Consider the following 15,780-nt stretch of genomic DNA (forward strand, 5'->3'; position numbering starts at 1 on the left):
CGCGGCCCCGGGCGGCCCTGACCCGGCCGGCCGGTGTCCGCCCATGAGAGTGTGAAGATCACTCAGGTGACCAGGCTGATGGATGGGGGCGGCAGCACGTGACCGCGCAGGGGACAAAACCGGTACTCACCCGGGCGCATCGCGTCCTCATCTCGGTGGTGATCGCCGGTGCGGTGGTCATCGCCGGTATCGGTTTCGCGGGTTCGTACGCGGCCGTGCGGGAGCTTGCCGAGAAGAAAGGTTTCGGCACCTTCTCGTACTTCTTCCCCATCGGCATCGACGCGGGCATCTGCGTGCTGCTCGCGCTCGACCTGCTGCTGACCTGGATCCGCATCCCCTTCCCGGTGCTGCGCCAGACGGCCTGGCTGCTCACCGCGGCGACCATCGCGTTCAACGGCGCCGCGGCCTGGCCCGACCCGCTCGGCGTCGGCATGCACGCCGTCATCCCGGTCCTCTTCGTCGTCGCCGTCGAAGCGGCACGCCACGCCGTGGGCCGCATCGCCGACATCACGGCCGACAAGCACATGGAAGGCGTACGCCTCACCCGCTGGCTGCTCTCGCCCGTACCGACCTTCCGGCTCTGGCGACGCATGAAGCTGTGGGAACTGCGCTCCTACGAGCAGGTCATCAAGCTGGAACAGGACCGGCTCATCTACCAGGCCCGCCTCCAGGCCCGGTTCGGCCGCTCCTGGCGCCGCAAGGCACCCGTCGAATCCCTGATGCCCCTGCGCCTGGCCAAATACGGCGTACCCCTCGCCGAAACCGCCCCGGCCGGACTGGCCGCCGCCGGCATCGAACCCGTCCTGCTCCCCCCGAACCCCCAGCCGGTGCCGGAAGTGGTGCGCGACGCGGCACCGGCCGTGCCCGCAGCCCCGGTGCGCCGCCAAGTCGCGCCCCCGGCCCCGGTCGCCCCCCGGGCCGCGCACGCATCCGAGCCTCAGGTGGTGCCGCCCAGCATGACCACCGAGCCGGAGGAGGCCGGCGTCCCGGAGGTCGACTACGCGGAGGCCTGCCAGGTGTACATCGCCGCCTACGGCGCCTTCCCCTACCCCAGCCACTTCGCCACCTTCCTCGCCGAGACGTACGGCGTCACCGACCCGGAGACCGGCGGCCCGCTGCCGGAGGCGCGGCTGGGCCGGCTCCTGGCCGAACTGCGCCAGGAGTTGGACCTGCCCGAGGCGGAGACGGTCCCGGACCTGCCGCAGACCGTTCCGGACCTGACGGAGGCCGTCCCCGACCGGGCGGACGAGCCGCATGCGGCCGCCCAGGCGCCTGCGGCACCGGCCCGGTGACGTCCCGTCCGGCACTCCGTACAACCCCTCGGGCGCCTGGCCGGTCGTAGCCTCCGGGACGATCGGTCGTCGACAGGGGGCAGACATGACCACCCGCAACAACAGACGTACGACAGCGATCATCGGGACCGCCGTCACCGCGGTCGTCGTGGGCGCACTGGCACCGGTCCCGGACGCGGCGGCGGTACCGGGCGTGACCGTCGCCGAGGGCGAGGCCGTCATCACGCTCGGCACGCGCGACGGCAGGACGGCGTGGCCGGAGCGGATCGCCCTGGGAGGCGGCCGGCTCACCGTCACGGGCTGGGCCGACCCCGAGCGCCTGCGGGGCCTGTACGAATACGACCTGCCCGCCTTCGGCGGCGTGGAGCCGGGCCCCCGGCGGCTGGCCAAGGCGAACTTCTGGGTGCGGTGGCCGTGCGGCGGGCAGACCGACGAACTGTGCGACCACTTCGACTCCCGCCTCTGGGCGCTCGGCGACGGCCGCGTCGGCTACCACGCGCCGCTCGGCCACCAGGAGGCGTCCGGCGGGCAGGTGCCGCCCAGTGAGGCGAGCCTCGCCTGGTGGGAGGCGCCGGACGTGGTGGCCGGCGCGGCGGGGCCGTACATCGTCGTCAACAACACCCGTCAGGGCAAGCAACTCATCGGCTCGTTCGACAGGAGCGACGCCGGCCCGCCGGACGACCGGCAGGGCCTGGTGCACTCCCGGGACATCACCGCGTCGGCGGTGTGGGGCGACGCGCTGTGGAAGCCGGGCAGCCGGACGGGCACGGTCAACGCGTACAACCTGCGGACCGAGGCGGTGACCCGGGACATCGACCTCGGCTCGGGCTGCCGGCCCGACGAGTTGCAGGCGGTCGGGCGCTGGCTGTACTGGCGGTGCACCGCCGCGGCCCGCGCCGGGGTGTGGGACCACGCCGAGGCCGGCGGCATCCCGGTGCCCGCCACGGCCCCGGCGCAGCTCGGCGACGGGTTCCTCGTGTGGAAGCTGCCCGACCGGTCCGAACTGCGGCTCCTGGACTTCCACCGGGGCGCCGGCGGGGCCACCGCGCAGCGGCGGATCGCGGACCGGCCGCTGATCGGCGAGTGGACCGTCGACAAGTACGGCGGCCACGTCGCGTACGTCGACGAGGAGCACCGCATCCGGATCGTGCCGGTGGACGTGCCGCGTTCACCCGTCACGGCCCTCGACGCCCGCACCGACGCCACGGTCCACCTGCGCTCGGGCTCCGTGCCCCCGCCCCGCTGGACCGGCCACTGGCGGCTGAGCCGTCCCGCCGCCTCCTGGCGGCTGACGTTCTCCGACGCCTACGGGCGGACGGTGCGGGTCGTCTCCGGAACGGAGCGGGACGGTGCCGCGATCCGGGCCGGCTGGGACGGCCGCACCGCCGACGGCAGGCCCGTCGCGGGCGGCCCGTACGGCTGGACCCTGAGCGCCGACCCCGGCGACGGCACCGGGCCGCGCGTCGTCAGCCGCGGCACGATGCGCGTGCTGGGCGGCCGGTCCGCGTACCGGGACGCCAACGGCGACGGCTACGGCGAGTACTACGCGATGACGACCGGCGGGAAGCTCTCCGCGCACCGCGTCGGACCGGTCACCGGCTCCTGGGCCAGCGGGGCGTGGAACCCGGCGACCCGGTTCGTCCCGTTCGGGGACATCGACGGCGACGGCTGCGACGACATGCTGCTGCGGACCGTCGACGGCGATCTGTGGCGGACCGGCGGCCGCTGCGAGGGCTACTACTTCCCGTCCAACTCCTCGTTCCCGCACGTGCGGATCGGCGCGGGCTGGAACGGGTTCGACGCCTTCGCCGCACCCGGCGACCTGACCGGCGACGGCCGCCCGGACCTGCTCGCCCGGCAGACCACGACCGGCTACTTGTTCCTCTACCGGTCGAACGCGACCGGCGGCCTCGACCCGGCGGTCCGGGTCGGCACCGGCTGGAAGGGCTACCGCCTCATCGGCGCGGGCGACCTCGACGGCGACGGCCACGGCGACCTGCTGGCCCGCGACCCCGCGGGCGAGTTGTGGCGCTACGGCGGCACCGGCAGGGGCACGTTCAAGCCCCGGGCGCTGGTGTTCCGGGACTGGGGCGCCGGGCGCACCGACATCATCGGCGTCGGCGACATCAGCGGCGACGGCCTGCCCGACCTCCTGTCGCGCGACGCGAACGGCAAGCTGCTCCGCAACAAGGGCAACGGGAAGGGATCCTTCGGGGCGACGGCGACGATCTCCACGGGCTGGCAGTACTACCGCGCGCTGTACTGACGAATGCGCTGTGCCGGCGCGAGCGCTGTACTCCCGTGCGCCGCGCCGCACTGACCGGTCGTCAATCCGTCGTTGTTCACATCGTCAACAATTCGGTGTGGAGAAACTGAACACCCAACGAAATCGGCCCACTTGACGCCTCGCGCAAAGTGTTAGTCTGGAAATGTCGAACCCTGCCACATGCCTATTGCGAGGAAGGTGACGACATGCTGAGGTACACGCCTCCGACCGTGATCCGTCTGGGGCGGGTCGAGGAATTGACCGGGCAGCTGCGCCGCGGCGTTCCTGACCTCCTGGACCACGGCAACATCGCGTGACAAGCCCGTCGACGGGACCTTCACCTGCGCGGTCAACAGCTGCGCAGGGAGGGTCCTTCGTACGTTCGGAGCCGTCCCGGGCCTATCGCCTCGATTTCTTCGGATGCGCGGGCCGGGTCGAACGGACACTGTGGAATATCGGGGTCGATGACGTTCCTTGCACGGTCGCGCCGTTCGCCGGACGAGTCGCGGACGTCGCCGGGGAAATCGCGGGAGAAATCGCGGAGAGAAACTGGCCTCCCACCCGCGGGAGTTATGCCCACCAATGGCTGCGGCCCGGCGCCGTCGACGTCGTCGCCCAGCCCGTCCCCGGACACCATCTGATGCTGTGCGGGCCGGTTCCCGAGGAATTCTCCGCCGCATGGGCCGAACGCCTCGTGCGGGCCCTGCCGGACGGCGCGTCCGACGTCCTCGGCCGACTGCCGGCCGAACTCTCCGGCTGCCTCGCCACACCTGACCACGTGGTCGTCTTCCGCGGCCTGGCGAGCCCGGACCAGATCTTCTTCCGCACGACGCCCACGTCCGTCTCGTGGTCCACCGACCCGAGAGACCTGTTGGACGGGTTCCCCGACTTCGACCGGGAAACCCTCTGGCGCAGCTGCCGTGGCGAGGACGTCTTCGTCTACCCCGGCCTGGGACGCCTCCGCCCCGGCCGGCTCGCCGTCCTCGACGCCCGCTCCACCCGCACCGAGCGGTACGAGGAGGCCACGCCCCTGGACCTGCCACGCCGCACCACCCTGCGCGACTACGCGCGCCTCACCTGGGACCTCCTCCTGGAGGAGACCCGCCCGTACGCGGCGGACGGCCGCCGGGTGGGCATCCTGCTCTCCGGCGGCGTCGACTCGGCCACCGTCCTCGCGGCCCTGACCGCCCACGGCGCCGACGTCGTCGCCTACCACATGGGCACCGACGACCCCTCGGCCGACGAGTCCGCATACGTCCACCAGGTATGCGACCACCTGCGCGTCCCGCTGGTGACCGTGGACCGCGCCACCGACGACGACTACTTCTCCGCCGACTGGGACCAGCCCCACCCCTACAACCACGTCTGGCGACGCTCCCTGGAGCGCGTCGCCGACCGCGTCGCCGCCGACGGCGTGCACGTCCTGCTCTCCGGCCTCGAAGGGGACACGCTCTTCGGACCACTGCGCTACGGCCTGCACGACGTCCTGACCGGCGACGTCCCCCGGCGCGAGAAGGCACGCATGCTGTACGGGCTGCTCGGCACCCGGTGGGAGCTCAGCCGCCTCCTGCGCAGCGCGGCATCCTCGTACTCGCTCTACGCCGACCCCGAGGCCCTCGCCGAGGTGGAACTCGGCAGCGACTTCCTCGTCGCCCCGCCCGGCGCCGGACCCGAGGCGTACGACCTCGACTTCGCCCCCCAGGAGCAGACCCTCAACCTCGGCCTGCTGCGGCCCCGCGGCATCCACCTGGCCAAGCCGCTCGGCGGCCGGCGGCTGCGCCGGCTGGCCGCCCGCCTGCCGGACGCGTACCGGATCATCCCGTACGCCGGACGCACCATCGACAAGCCCGTGCTGCGCCTGGCCGCCGCCGACCGGCTCCCACCCGAGGTCTGGCGCCACTACGGGCGGACCTGGCTCGGTTCGCCGGACGAGCGCTGGTGCCTGGACCACCCGGACGTCCTCGCCCGGATCCTCGGCGCACCGGACGCCCGCCTGACCGCGCTCGGCGTCGTCGACCCGCGACGGCTCCGGGACGTCCTGGCCGACCCGCGCGCCCTGCGCCGCAACGCCGAGAACCTGCTGTGCTCCGCCATGGTCGAACTGTTCCTGCGCGACCTGGAGACGAAGACCACCCGCCCGGAGCCGCAACCCCGTCCCGTCCCGCGGAGGTGACCACCATGCCCCTGCTCCAGCTGACCGACCGGACCGTCTTCGACCCCGCCGACGGCGCCGGAATACTCCTCGACGGCGCCGAGGGCGTCTACTTCGAGCTGAACCCCGTCGCCACCCTCATGCTGGACGCCGCCCTCCGCCACGACACGCTCGACGACGCGGTCCGGCACCTCGCCGGCCGGATCGACGCGCCCGACGACGTGCTGCGCGAGGGGATCACCGCGCTCACCGACCAGCTCACCGAGCACCACCTCGCCGCACCGCCCCGCACGACGGCGCCATGACCGTGGCGGCACCATGAACCACGACCGCGCCATGAACGGGCCCACCGCGGACTGGGAGTTCCTGTTGTGGGACACCGACCCGGCGCACCCGCCCCTGCCGGTGCCCCCGTGGCTGCGGCTGCGCGCCGCCGCCCGCACCGCCGGCGCCCTGCGCGTCCTGCGCCGCCACGGCTGGCCCCGGGCCCAGGACCGGCTGCGCGACCTGCGCCCCGCTGCCCGGCCCTCCCGCGCCGGCACCCCACTGGACCCGCGGGACGCCGTGCGGCTGGCCCGCCGCGAGGTGCTGCCCTGCCTCACCGTGCTGCGGCTCGTCGCACCGGACGCGCTGTGCCTGCCGCGCGCGTTCGCCGTCGCCACGTACCTGTCGACGCTCGGACTGCCGGCCGAGGTCGTCGTGGCCCGGCAGCGCTCCTCGATCGGCGGACGGTTCGCCTTCCACGCCTGGGCGGAGCTGTACGACGAGGTGCTGGGCGACGTCCCCGCCGTACGGGCCGGCTTCACCGTCCTGCAACGCGTCGGCGCCACCCGCCTGCGCGCGGAGGCCCCGTGAACGGCCGCTCAGGGGTCCGGGAGGTCCGGCGCGTCCTGCGCGGGCACGGGCGCCGGATCGCGTCGGCTGCGGCCCTGGCCCTCGCCGGATCGGCGCTCGCCCTCGCCCAGCCGCTGCTGGTCAAACGGGTGATCGAGGAGGCCGGCGCCGGTGCCGGCACGGGCGGCACCCTCGCGCTGCTCATCGGCCTGTTCGTCGCGCAGGCGGCCGTCGCGGCCGTCGCCCGCTACGTCCTCGCCCGCACCGGCGAGGGCATCGTGCTGGACCTGCGGCTGAACCTCGTCGACCGGCTGCTGCGGCTCCCCATGCGCACCTACGACCGGCACCGCGTCGGCGACCTCATCTCGCGCGCCGGCGCCGACAGCACCGCCCTGCGGCTGCTCATCTCCGAGGGCTTCACCGACGCGGTCACCGGAAGCATCGGACTCGCCGGCGTCGTCGCGCTGATGGTGTGGCTCGACCCGGCGCTGTTCCTCGTCGTGCTGGCCGTCATCGCCCTCGGCTCCCTCGCCGTCGCCTCCGTCCTGCGCGGCATCGAACGGGCCTCCCTGCACGCCCAGCGGGCCACGGGCGCGATGACCGCCGAGTTGGAGCGCGCGCTGGGCGCCATCCGGACCGTACGGGCCAGCCGGGCCGAGCGGCGGGAGGCCCAGCGCATCGGGGCCGAGGCCAGGACGGCGTACGCGCAGAGCGTGCGGGTCGGGGCGCTGGACGCGGTCGTGGCGCCCTCGGTCATGCTGACGATCAACGGCTCGTTCCTGCTGGTGCTGCTCGTCGGCGGTATGCGGGTCGCCGACGGGAGCGGTTCGGTGGCCGAACTCGCCGCGTTCCTGCTGTACATGCTCTACCTCATGGGGCCGGTCGCCGCGGTCTTCCAGGCGCTGAGCACCATGCGCCAGGGCCTCGGGGCGCTGCGGCGCATCAACGAGATCCTCGACCTGCCGGCCGAACCGGACGCGGAGCCGCCGCACGCGGAGCCGCGTCCGGCAAAGGAGCCCTCCGCCCCGCCGGACGTGCCCGTCCTGGAGTTCCGCGACGTGTGGTTCGCGTACGAGCCGGGCCGGCCCGTGCTGCGGGGGCTCTCCTTCGCCGTGCCGCCGCGCGGGCACGTGGCGCTGATCGGCAGCTCCGGTGTCGGCAAGTCGACCGTCTTCGCTCTCGCCGAACGGTTCTACGACCCCGACGCCGGCCGGGTCCTGTTCGAGGGCCGCGACCTGCGGACCGTCGAACGCGACGTGCACCGCTCCCGGATCGGTCTCGTGGAACAGCACGCTCCGGTGCTGTACGGCACGCTCCGGGAGAACCTGCTGTACGCCGCCCCGGACGCCGGCCCCGACGAACTGGACCGGGCGATCGACCTGGCCCACCTGACCGAGCTGGTGGCCCGGCTGCCCCGGGGGCTCGACACCGAGGCCGGTGAGCACGGGGCGGCGCTGTCGGGCGGTGAGCGCCAGCGGATCGCCATCGCCCGCTCCCTCCTCACCCGCCCCCGCCTGCTCCTGCTCGACGAGCCGACCGCCCATCTCGACACGGTCAGCGAGGTGGCGCTGCGCCGGTCGATCCGCCGCGTCTCCCGCGAGTGCGCGCTCCTGGTCATCGCCCACCGGTACTCGACGATCCGCGCCGCGGACCACGTCGTCGTCCTGGACGGCGGCCGCGTCGCCGCCACCGGCACCCACGACGAACTCCTGGCCACCAGCGATCACTACCGCTTCCTGACCCGCGCTCAGCAGTCCCGGGAAGCCTCGTCCCTCCGCCCCTCCTGACAGGACGGGGCCCACTCGCGGCCGTCCGTCATCCTGGGATCGCGAACGAGAAGGGCGCGGTGGAGGCCGCGGGGGAGCTGCCCGCCGCTCCCCGGGACTTCGCCGTACGGGCGCAGGCGCTGTTCGGTGCGCCCGGCACGGCACTGGACGCGCTCGCCGCTCGGCCGGCCGCCGAGGTGCTGGACGCCCTCGCCTGAGGGGCGCGCCGGTTGCGTCCGGTGGCCGTGGGGGCGGAGCCGTGTTTACGTCGTGGCGGAGGCCGAGACGAGGTGAGCGAGATGTGGCGACCCGATGGCTGGGACGTACGGGTACGGATCGGCGTGCTGACGCCGCACGCGGACGTGGGCCCCGAGTCCGAGCTGCGGGCCATGGCCCCCGCCGACGTGGGCATCCACGCGGCGCGCGTGCCGTTCGGCGGCATGCGGCGGGGCGGCGCCATGGACGCCACGATCCCGCTGGAGCCCGTACGGGCCTTCGCCGAGCCCCCGTACGTCGACGACGCGGCCGCGGTGGTGGCCGCCGCGCCCGTGTCGGCCGTGGCCTACGCGTTCACCAGCTCGGCGTACGTCATCGGCGCGGACGGGGAGGCGCGGATGATCGCGCGGCTCACCGAGCGGGCGCACGGCCTGCCCGTCGTCGCCACCTGCGCCGCGGCCGTCCGGGCGCTGTCCGCGCTCGGCGTGTCCCGCATCGCGCTGGTCGACCCGCCGTGGTTCGACGAGGAACTCAACGGCCTCGGGGCCGCCTACTTCCGGCGCGCCGGGTTCGACGTACCCTTCCACGCGTCCTGCACCCTGCCCAGCGGCCAGGCCCTCATCCGGCCCCCCGAACTGCACGACTGGGTCGCCCGCCACGTCCCCGACGACGTCGAGGCCGTCGTCGTCGGCGGCAACGGCTTCCGCGCCGTGGGCGCCATCGAGGCCATGGAGGCCACGCTCGGCCGCCCCGTCCTCACGGCCAACCAGGTGCTCCTGTGGGCCGCGCTGCACGCCGCCGGCGGCGACACCGCCGCCATCGACGGCTACGGCCGGATCTTCACCCTGCGGGCCGCGTAGGCCGTCTCCGGCAGGCCTTTCTTCCCTTCCGCATCGGGGCTCCGCCCCCGAACCCCCCGCTCCTCGAACGCCGGAGGGGCTGATGACGGTCACCTGCGGGCGACGACCACGAACTCGCCGTCTCCCTCGCCCACGGGCTCGCCGTTCCAGCCGCCGTGGATCCGCTCGACGGTGAAGCCCGCCGCGCCGAGCGACGCGCGGAGTTCCCGCTCGGTGCGGAAGCGGAGCGTCGCGGTGCTCGTCAGCCGTGTGCCGTCGGGCAGCGCGTAGTGATGCGTGAAGGCGACGGTGCCGTCGTGGACCGCCGTCACCTCGGTCCAGGCCGTGACCGTACCGCCGCCGGGCAGGGCGATCCTGCGGCGCGAGTCGACGGGGTTCCAGCGCTCCCACCGGCGGTCCCCGGGGTCGTACGCGTCGAAGGCGACCCTGCCGCCCGGCACGAGCGCCCGCCGCAGGTCCGCGAGCGTACGCGCCCACTCCTCGTCGTCGACGAGGAACTGCGCGACGTGACTCGTCATGACCGCCACGTCGAAGGACGCGTCCGGAAGGACCGCCGAGGTACCGGCGATCCAGGTGACCTTCTCCGCGCCGGGCTTGGCGCGGGCAGCGGCCAGTGAGGCGGTCGCCGGGTCGACCCCCGTCACGGTGTGGCCGGCCGCGGCCATGCCGAGCGCGAGCCGCCCGGTGCCGCAGCCGAGATCGAGCACCCGTGCCCCCGGCGTCCCGGCGACGACGGACAGGAAGAAGTCGTCGTCGTGCGACCACCCGTACTCGGCGTCGTACACGGCCACGAGGCGCGGGTCCCGGAACTCGGCGTGCAGCATCCGGCGATCCTGACAGGGCGACGACCGGCTCAGCCACTCGTTTACGAACGGGCGCCGCACGTCGTGCAGTTGATCCTGCGCACGCCCGCCCTGCTCGCCCGCTTCCTGGAGCGGCAGGCCCAGTGGCGCGACGACATGGCGGCGGAGCCGGCGCGCCGGCACGGACTCGACCCCGACACCGCGCTCCACCCGCAGCTGGCCGCCGGCATGGCCCTCACCGCCTTCCACGCCGTTCTGGAACGGTGGAGCCGCAGCGACGGCGCGGAGGACCCGGCCGAACTCACCGACCGGGCCTTCGCCGTCATCGCCCCCGCGCTGGACGCCACCGAACACCGACGAGCCGTCTCCTGGCGGACCGTCAAGCCGCCGGTGCGAGCTCCGCACGGCCGAACAGGAGGGCGTACCCGCGCGGCAGCCCGGCGAGGACCCGTCCCGTCAGGTCCTCGCCGGCCACGTCGGCGAGGACCGTGAGCACGGTGCCGGTCGCCCAGCGGGCCTCGGGGACGGTGAGGGGGGCGAGGCCGCGGGCGACGCGGTCGACGAACTCCGGGGCGCTCACGGGCTGGGTGACCGGTATCCGCCCGGCGAGCAGGGCACCCGCCTCGGCAGGGAGGGTCCCGTACGAGCTCGCAGCGCGCGTCGCCGATGACATGGCCGCCCAGGACGGCCGGCACCGCCCGCAGGACGCGTTCCGCCTCAGGCCCGGAGTCGTAGCGGCCGGCGGTGCGGACGCGGTCCACGAGCTCGTGCCACCTCGGTCTCATGCTCATGTTCCGACGGGGATGGTCAGATCTGTCCGGGTCGGCCGAAGAGGAGGTCGTACCCCGGGGGGAGTTGCAGCAGCACGCGGCGCATCAGGTCCTCCTCGGCGGCGTCGGCGACGACGCTCAGGACGGCGCCGACGTCCCATGTGGCGGTCTCCTCCGTGGCGCCGTCGATCCACGCCGCCGTGGCGCGGACGAAACGCTCCGGAGAGAGCGGCTCCGCGGCCTGCAGGGGATTCAGCAGGATCAGCTCGAAGGTCTCGGGCAGCCGCGCGGCGAGTTCGGTTCTCGCCTCGCCGACGAGGTGGGCGCCCAGCAGCGCCAGGACCACCCGGGCCGCACGTTCCGCCTCCTGCCGCGAGGGATATTCGCCGCGCTCCCGGACGGCGTCCAGGAACGGCTCCCATCTCATCCGCATGGCGCTGCCCCTTCCGGCCCACGGAGGGCGGGCGCCCGCCCTCCGTGCGGTCATCACGGGTGTGGTCAGCCCTTGATCTCCTTGCGCCCCTCACCTGCGGCGATGGAGATCCTGCGCGGCTTGGCGCGCTCGGCGATGGGGATGCGCAGGGTCAGCACACCCGCGTCGTAGTCGGCCTTGATGTGCTCCATGTCGAGCGTATCGGCCAGCATGACCTGCCGGGAGAACACGCCCAGCGGCCGCTCCGCCAGCTCCATCTGCACGTTCTCCGCCTTGGCCTGCGGCCTCCGCTCCGCCTTGACCGTCAGCATGTTCCGCTCGACGTCGACGTCGATGGCCTCCGGCGACACGCCGGGCACGTCGAAGGCGATCACGTACTCGTCGCCCTCGCGGTACGCGTCCATCGGCATCGGTGTGGGCCGCGACCAGCTGCCGGTCGAGCCGAGGAGCTGCTGGGCGAGCCGGTCGAGCTCCTGGAACGGGTCGGTGCGCATCAACTGCGAAGCCGAGCCGTCGACCGCGCCCGCCCCGGCCCCCGCGACCTTCCTCGCCGCCGAGGCCGCGCTCGGCGCCATCGACCGCGCGGTCCGCGCCGCCTACGACCCCGCTGCGGCCGAGGGGCGGGAGGAGCGGGCCGGCTGGGAGGCGGACAGCTCCGAGCAGGCCCTGGCCGCGCTGCTGACGCTGCGCGAGGTGCGCAGGCAGCTCGCCGACTGGGAGCACGGCCTGATCGAGGCGGCCCGCACGGCCGGCGCCAGCTGGGCCGATCTCGCGGGACCGCTGGGCGTGGCCAGCCGCCAGGCCGCCGAGCGCCGCTACCTGCGGCTGCGGCCGGGCGACCGGGGCACCACCGGGGAGGAGCGGGTGAAGGCGACGCGCGACCGCCGCGCGGCCGACCGCACGGTCTCGGCCTGGGCGCGCCACAACGCCGCGGACCTCCGGCGGCTCGCCGGCCGGATCACCGCGCTCGACGATCTGCCGGGGCGGGCCCGCTCGCCGCTCGGCCATCTGGAGCGCGCCCTGGCCGACGACGACCCGGCCTGTCTCCTGGGGCCCCTGACCGCCACGGGACCCCACCTGCGGCGCCGCCACCCCGAGCCGGCCGCGCGCGTCGACGACATCGTCCGGCGCACCGACGAACTGCGCCGGGCCAGTGACGATCACCGCCGTGGGCCCGGCTGAGCCGACAACCGCAAAACGCCAGGTCAGCAGCGCCTGACAGCCTCGCGACACGGGTGCCAACGCATCTGTCGGTCGGTGGGAGGTGAGCACCATGACGGCACGGTCGGAACCGCCGGCCGACCACCGGCCGGACCTCTACGCGACGCTCGGGGTCGCGCCGACGGCCTCGGCCGAGCAGATCACCTCGGCCTACCGCAGGCTCGTCCGCGCGCTGCACCCCGACACGCGTCCCGCCGAGGGCGACCAGGAAGCCGCGGCCGGCCGGCGCCTCGCGCGGTGATGGCCGCGTACGGCACCCTGCGCGACCCCGCACGGCGCTCCGCCTACGACGTGCGCCGCACCGGAACGACCCCACAGACGAACCGCCCGCCCCGGAGCGCACCCTCCGGACGCGGCCTGCTGTGGGTGGGGCCGACCCGCGTGGAGCCGCCGGACGACGGGCGTGGCGAGGACCTGGCGGGGTACCGCGGCATCTGGGAACTCCTCCTGGAGTGGCCCCTGAGCTGAGGAGAAGACGATGGCACGCGCAGTGGGTATCGACCTCGGTACGACGAACTCGGTGGTCAGCGTCCTGGAGGGTGGCGAGCCCACGGTGATCACCAATACGGAGGGCGCCCGGACCACACCCTCCGTGGTCGGGTTCGCCAAGAACGGCGACGTACTGGTGGGCGAGGTCGCCAAGCGGCAGGCGGTCACCAACGTCGACCGCACCGTACGGTCCGTGAAACGGCACATGGGCGAGGCGGACTGGCGCTTCCCGGAGCACGGCGACGTCGACGGCAAGCGGTACACGGCCCAGGAGATCTCCGCGCGGGTGCTGCAGAAGCTCAAGCGGGACGCCGAGAGCTACCTCGGCGAGGACGTGAAGGACGCCGTCGTGACCGTCCCGGCGTACTTCAACGACTCCCAGCGCACCGCCACGAAGGAGGCCGGCGAGATCGCGGGCCTCAACGTGCTGCGCATCATCAACGAACCCACCGCCGCCGCACTCGCCTACGGGCTGGACAAGGAGAACGACCAGACGATCCTGGTCTTCGACCTCGGCGGCGGCACCTTCGACGTGTCCCTGCTGGAGATCGGCGAGGGCGTCGTGGAGGTGAAGGCCACCAACGGCGACACGCACCTGGGAGGCGACGACTGGGACCAGCGGGTCGTCGACCATCTGGCGCAGCAGTTCAAGAACGCTTACGGCATCGACCTCGCCAAGGACCGGATGGCCACGCAGCGGCTGCGCGAGGCCGCCGAGAAGGCCAAGATCGAGCTGTCCGCGACGACCGAGACGACGATCAGCCTGCCGTACCTGAGCGCCTCCGCCGAGGGCCCGCTGCACCTCGACGAGAAGCTGACGCGCGCCCAGTTCCAGCAGATGACCGCCGACCTGCTGGAGCGGTGCAAGGTGCCGTTCCACAACGCGGTCAAGGACGCGGGCATCAAGGTGTCCGACATCAACCACGTGATCCTCGTGGGCGGTTCCACCCGCATGCCCGCCGTGACGGAGCTCGTGCGGGAACTGACCGGCAAGGACCCGCACAAGGGTGTGAACCCGGACGAGGTCGTCGCCATCGGCGCCTCGCTCCAGGCCGGTGTCCTCAAGGGTGAGGTCAAGGACGTCCTGCTCCTCGACGTGACCCCGCTGTCCCTCGGCATCGAGACCAAGGGCGGCATCATGACCAAGCTGATCGAGCGCAACACCACGATCCCGACCAAGCGGTCCGAGATCTTCACGACGGCCGAGGACAACCAGCCGTCGGTGCAGATCCAGGTCTACCAGGGCGAGCGCGAGATCGCGGCGTACAACAAGAAGCTCGGCATGTTCGAGCTGACCGGCCTCCCGCCGGCCCCGCGCGGCGTCCCGCAGATCGAGGTGTCCTTCGACATCGACGCGAACGGCATCATGCACGTGACCGCCAAGGACCTCGGCACCGGCCGGGAGCAGAAGATGACCGTCACCGGCGGCTCCTCGCTCCCGAAGGACGACATCGACCGCATGGTCCGCGAGGCGGAACGGCACGCCGAGGAGGATCGGCGCCGCCGCGAGGCCGCCGAGACCCGCAACCAGGGCGAGCAGCTCGCCTACCAGACCGAGAAGTTCCTCAAGGACAACGAGGACAAGGTCCCGGCCGACGTGAGGGCGGAGGTCGAGACGGCGCTGAACGAACTCAAGGAGAAGCTGAAGGGCGAGGACACGGCCCAGATCCGTACCGCCACCGAGAAGGTCGCGGCCGTCTCCCAGAAGCTCGGCCAGGCCATGTACGCCGCCGCCCAGGCCGGCGGCGGGGCCCAGGCCGGCGCCGGACCCGGCGGCACCGAGGAGTCGCAGGCGGCCGAGGACGAGGTGGTCGACGCCGAGATCGTGGACGACGACAGGCAGCAGGGAGGCGGCGCATGAGGCACGGCATCACGCGCAGGCTGACCAGCGTGCACGGGGACCGCACGGCGCAGCCCCCGATGCTGGCCCCGGCGGACTCCCCCCTACCGGTCGGGCCGGGCCCGCAGCAGACTTCCGCGCCCGGTTCCGCGGCCGGGGCCCCGCCGGACTCCGCTCCGAGGCCCACGCCGCAGGCCGTCCGGGGAAGCGCCCGGCCCGGCGGCGACGCCGTCGGCACCGCGGGCGGACCCCCTGGCGCCACCCCCGGCGACCCTCCGGCCGACCGCGGCACCGGAGCCGGAGCCGGAGCCGGAGCCGGAGCTGGCTCCGGGACCCCGCCCGTCCCGCCCGGTGCGGCGGCGCTCGCCGCCGCGCTGGCCGAACGTACGCGGGACCTGCAACGCGTGAAGGCGGAGTACGACAACTACCGCAGCCGCGTGCACCGCGACCGCCTCGCGGTGCGGGAAGCGGCGGTCGCCAACGTCCTGCGCCGGTTCCCGCCGGTGCTCGACGCCCTCGCGGAGGCCGCGCGGCACGGCGAACTGACCGGAGGCTTCCTACAGGTGGCCCAGGCCCTGGACGGCGAACTGGCGGCGCTCGGCCTGGAGGTCTTCGGCGAGGCGGGCGACGCGTTCGACCCGCACGTCCACGAGGCCGTCGCGTACGAGCGGTCGGACCAGCTGGAACGCCCCGTCTGCACGGAGGTGATCCGCCCCGGCTACCGCGTCGGAGGCCACCTCCTGCGCGCGGCGGAGGTGACGGTCGCCGGACCGCCGGTGCCTCCGGCGGCCGGTCCCCGCGTGCCCGAAGGGGCGGGCGGAACGAGCGGGGGGTAGCA

18 protein-coding genes and 1 pseudogene are annotated in these 15,780 nt (G+C 73.8%); 15 read left to right on the forward strand and 4 right to left on the reverse strand.

Translation table 11 applies throughout. The features are described 5' to 3' along the window. Positions 1-98: 98 nt before the first annotated feature. From ABEB09_RS30295 to ABEB09_RS30335, 9 genes are all read left to right on the forward strand, one after another. Positions 99-1,292, forward strand: a complete 1,194-nt coding sequence (locus tag ABEB09_RS30295) for a DUF2637 domain-containing protein (protein ID WP_345693100.1) — start codon at positions 99-101, stop codon at positions 1,290-1,292. An 85-nt stretch (positions 1,293-1,377) separates the two neighbouring features. Next, positions 1,378-3,558 (forward strand): FG-GAP-like repeat-containing protein, encoded by a 2,181-nt coding sequence (locus tag ABEB09_RS30300; protein WP_345693101.1) that lies wholly within the window; start codon positions 1,378-1,380, stop codon positions 3,556-3,558. Between the two features lie 206 nt (positions 3,559-3,764). Beyond that, positions 3,765-3,875, forward strand: a complete 111-nt coding sequence (locus ABEB09_RS30305) for a lasso RiPP family leader peptide-containing protein (protein ID WP_345693102.1) — start codon at positions 3,765-3,767, stop codon at positions 3,873-3,875. A 323-nt stretch (positions 3,876-4,198) separates the two neighbouring features. Further along, entirely contained in the window at positions 4,199-5,731 is a 1,533-nt protein-coding gene (locus ABEB09_RS30310; RefSeq protein WP_345693103.1) for an asparagine synthase-related protein, read from the forward strand. Between the two features lie 5 nt (positions 5,732-5,736). Beyond that, on the forward strand, positions 5,737-6,015 hold the full coding sequence (locus ABEB09_RS30315) for a PqqD family protein (RefSeq protein WP_345693104.1): 279 nt from the start codon (positions 5,737-5,739) through the stop codon (positions 6,013-6,015). Between the two features lie 13 nt (positions 6,016-6,028). Continuing rightward, on the forward strand, positions 6,029-6,565 hold the full coding sequence (locus ABEB09_RS30320) for a lasso peptide biosynthesis B2 protein (RefSeq protein WP_345693105.1): 537 nt from the start codon (positions 6,029-6,031) through the stop codon (positions 6,563-6,565). After that, positions 6,562-8,331 carry an ABC transporter ATP-binding protein gene (locus ABEB09_RS30325; RefSeq protein WP_345693106.1) on the forward strand — a complete coding sequence of 590 codons (1,770 nt, stop codon included), beginning with the start codon at positions 6,562-6,564 and terminating at the stop codon, positions 8,329-8,331. Before ABEB09_RS30320 ends, ABEB09_RS30325 begins: the two co-directional genes overlap by 4 nt. A gap of 59 nt (positions 8,332-8,390) precedes the next feature. After that, the gene (locus ABEB09_RS30330; protein WP_345693107.1) at positions 8,391-8,528 is read left to right on the forward strand and encodes a hypothetical protein; all 138 of its coding nucleotides are present in this window, start codon (positions 8,391-8,393) and stop codon (positions 8,526-8,528) included. Positions 8,529-8,609: 81 nt separating this feature from the next. Beyond that, on the forward strand, positions 8,610-9,386 hold the full coding sequence (locus ABEB09_RS30335) for a maleate cis-trans isomerase family protein (RefSeq protein ID WP_345693108.1): 777 nt from the start codon (positions 8,610-8,612) through the stop codon (positions 9,384-9,386). 89 nt (positions 9,387-9,475) lie between these two features. On the opposite strand, the gene ABEB09_RS30340 is transcribed toward ABEB09_RS30335, so the two are convergent. After that, positions 9,476-10,210 carry a class I SAM-dependent methyltransferase gene (locus tag ABEB09_RS30340; RefSeq protein ID WP_345693109.1) on the reverse strand — a complete coding sequence of 245 codons (735 nt, stop codon included), beginning with the start codon at positions 10,208-10,210 and terminating at the stop codon, positions 9,476-9,478. Positions 10,211-10,255: 45 nt separating this feature from the next. Here ABEB09_RS30340 and ABEB09_RS30345 point away from each other — a divergent pair. Beyond that, positions 10,256-10,534: pseudogene (locus tag ABEB09_RS30345) on the forward strand (acyl-CoA-like ligand-binding transcription factor); the annotation flags it as partial. 34 nt (positions 10,535-10,568) lie between these two features. Here ABEB09_RS30345 and ABEB09_RS30350 read toward each other — a convergent pair. From ABEB09_RS30350 to ABEB09_RS30360, 3 genes are all read right to left on the reverse strand, one after another. Further along, the gene (locus ABEB09_RS30350) at positions 10,569-10,862 is read right to left on the reverse strand and encodes a DUF2267 domain-containing protein (protein ID WP_345693110.1); all 294 of its coding nucleotides are present in this window, start codon (positions 10,860-10,862) and stop codon (positions 10,569-10,571) included. Between the two features lie 134 nt (positions 10,863-10,996). After that, entirely contained in the window at positions 10,997-11,392 is a 396-nt protein-coding gene (locus tag ABEB09_RS30355; protein ID WP_345693111.1) for a DUF2267 domain-containing protein, read from the reverse strand. Positions 11,393-11,457: 65 nt separating this feature from the next. Further along, entirely contained in the window at positions 11,458-11,886 is a 429-nt protein-coding gene (locus tag ABEB09_RS30360) for an Hsp20/alpha crystallin family protein (RefSeq protein ID WP_345693112.1), read from the reverse strand. Here ABEB09_RS30360 and ABEB09_RS30365 point away from each other — a divergent pair. From ABEB09_RS30365 to grpE, 5 genes are all read left to right on the forward strand, one after another. Beyond that, positions 11,879-12,574 (forward strand): type III effector protein, encoded by a 696-nt coding sequence (locus ABEB09_RS30365; RefSeq protein ID WP_380840944.1) that lies wholly within the window; start codon positions 11,879-11,881, stop codon positions 12,572-12,574. The two genes, ABEB09_RS30360 and ABEB09_RS30365, sit on opposite strands and share 8 nt — an antisense overlap. Positions 12,575-12,665: 91 nt before the next feature. Continuing rightward, on the forward strand, positions 12,666-12,854 hold the full coding sequence (locus tag ABEB09_RS30370; protein WP_345693113.1) for a DnaJ domain-containing protein: 189 nt from the start codon (positions 12,666-12,668) through the stop codon (positions 12,852-12,854). Beyond that, complete coding sequence (locus ABEB09_RS30375) at positions 12,851-13,081, forward strand: hypothetical protein (protein WP_345693114.1); 231 nt, start codon at positions 12,851-12,853, stop codon at positions 13,079-13,081. The genes ABEB09_RS30370 and ABEB09_RS30375 overlap by 4 nt, the downstream gene beginning before the upstream one ends. A 10-nt stretch (positions 13,082-13,091) precedes the next feature. Beyond that, the gene (gene dnaK, locus ABEB09_RS30380) at positions 13,092-14,963 is read left to right on the forward strand and encodes a molecular chaperone DnaK (RefSeq protein WP_345693115.1); all 1,872 of its coding nucleotides are present in this window, start codon (positions 13,092-13,094) and stop codon (positions 14,961-14,963) included. Next, positions 14,960-15,778, forward strand: a complete 819-nt coding sequence (gene grpE / locus ABEB09_RS30385) for a nucleotide exchange factor GrpE (protein ID WP_345693116.1) — start codon at positions 14,960-14,962, stop codon at positions 15,776-15,778. Before dnaK ends, grpE begins: the two co-directional genes overlap by 4 nt. Positions 15,779-15,780 lie beyond the last annotated feature (2 nt).

Origin of the sequence: Streptomyces coeruleoprunus, from assembly GCF_039542925.1 — a bacterium.
Classification (GTDB): domain Bacteria; phylum Actinomycetota; class Actinomycetes; order Streptomycetales; family Streptomycetaceae; genus Streptomyces; species Streptomyces coeruleoprunus.

Coding starts and splice junctions, on each gene's coding strand:
- ABEB09_RS30315 (WP_345693104.1), top strand. CDS start 5,737: ATGCCCCTGCTCCAGCTGACCGACCGGACCGTCTTCGACCCCGCCGAC.
- ABEB09_RS30370 (WP_345693113.1), top strand. CDS start 12,666: ATGACGGCACGGTCGGAACCGCCGGCCGACCACCGGCCGGACCTCTAC.
- ABEB09_RS30320 (WP_345693105.1), top strand. CDS start 6,029: ATGAACCACGACCGCGCCATGAACGGGCCCACCGCGGACTGGGAGTTC.
- ABEB09_RS30305 (WP_345693102.1), top strand. CDS start 3,765: ATGCTGAGGTACACGCCTCCGACCGTGATCCGTCTGGGGCGGGTCGAG.
- ABEB09_RS30350 (WP_345693110.1), bottom strand. CDS start 10,862: ATGTCATCGGCGACGCGCGCTGCGAGCTCGTACGGGACCCTCCCTGCC.
- ABEB09_RS30300 (WP_345693101.1), top strand. CDS start 1,378: ATGACCACCCGCAACAACAGACGTACGACAGCGATCATCGGGACCGCC.
- ABEB09_RS30355 (WP_345693111.1), bottom strand. CDS start 11,392: ATGCGGATGAGATGGGAGCCGTTCCTGGACGCCGTCCGGGAGCGCGGC.
- ABEB09_RS30360 (WP_345693112.1), bottom strand. CDS start 11,886: ATGCGCACCGACCCGTTCCAGGAGCTCGACCGGCTCGCCCAGCAGCTC.
- dnaK (WP_345693115.1), top strand. CDS start 13,092: ATGGCACGCGCAGTGGGTATCGACCTCGGTACGACGAACTCGGTGGTC.
- ABEB09_RS30335 (WP_345693108.1), top strand. CDS start 8,610: ATGTGGCGACCCGATGGCTGGGACGTACGGGTACGGATCGGCGTGCTG.
- ABEB09_RS30310 (WP_345693103.1), top strand. CDS start 4,199: ATGCTGTGCGGGCCGGTTCCCGAGGAATTCTCCGCCGCATGGGCCGAA.
- ABEB09_RS30340 (WP_345693109.1), bottom strand. CDS start 10,210: ATGCTGCACGCCGAGTTCCGGGACCCGCGCCTCGTGGCCGTGTACGAC.
- grpE (WP_345693116.1), top strand. CDS start 14,960: ATGAGGCACGGCATCACGCGCAGGCTGACCAGCGTGCACGGGGACCGC.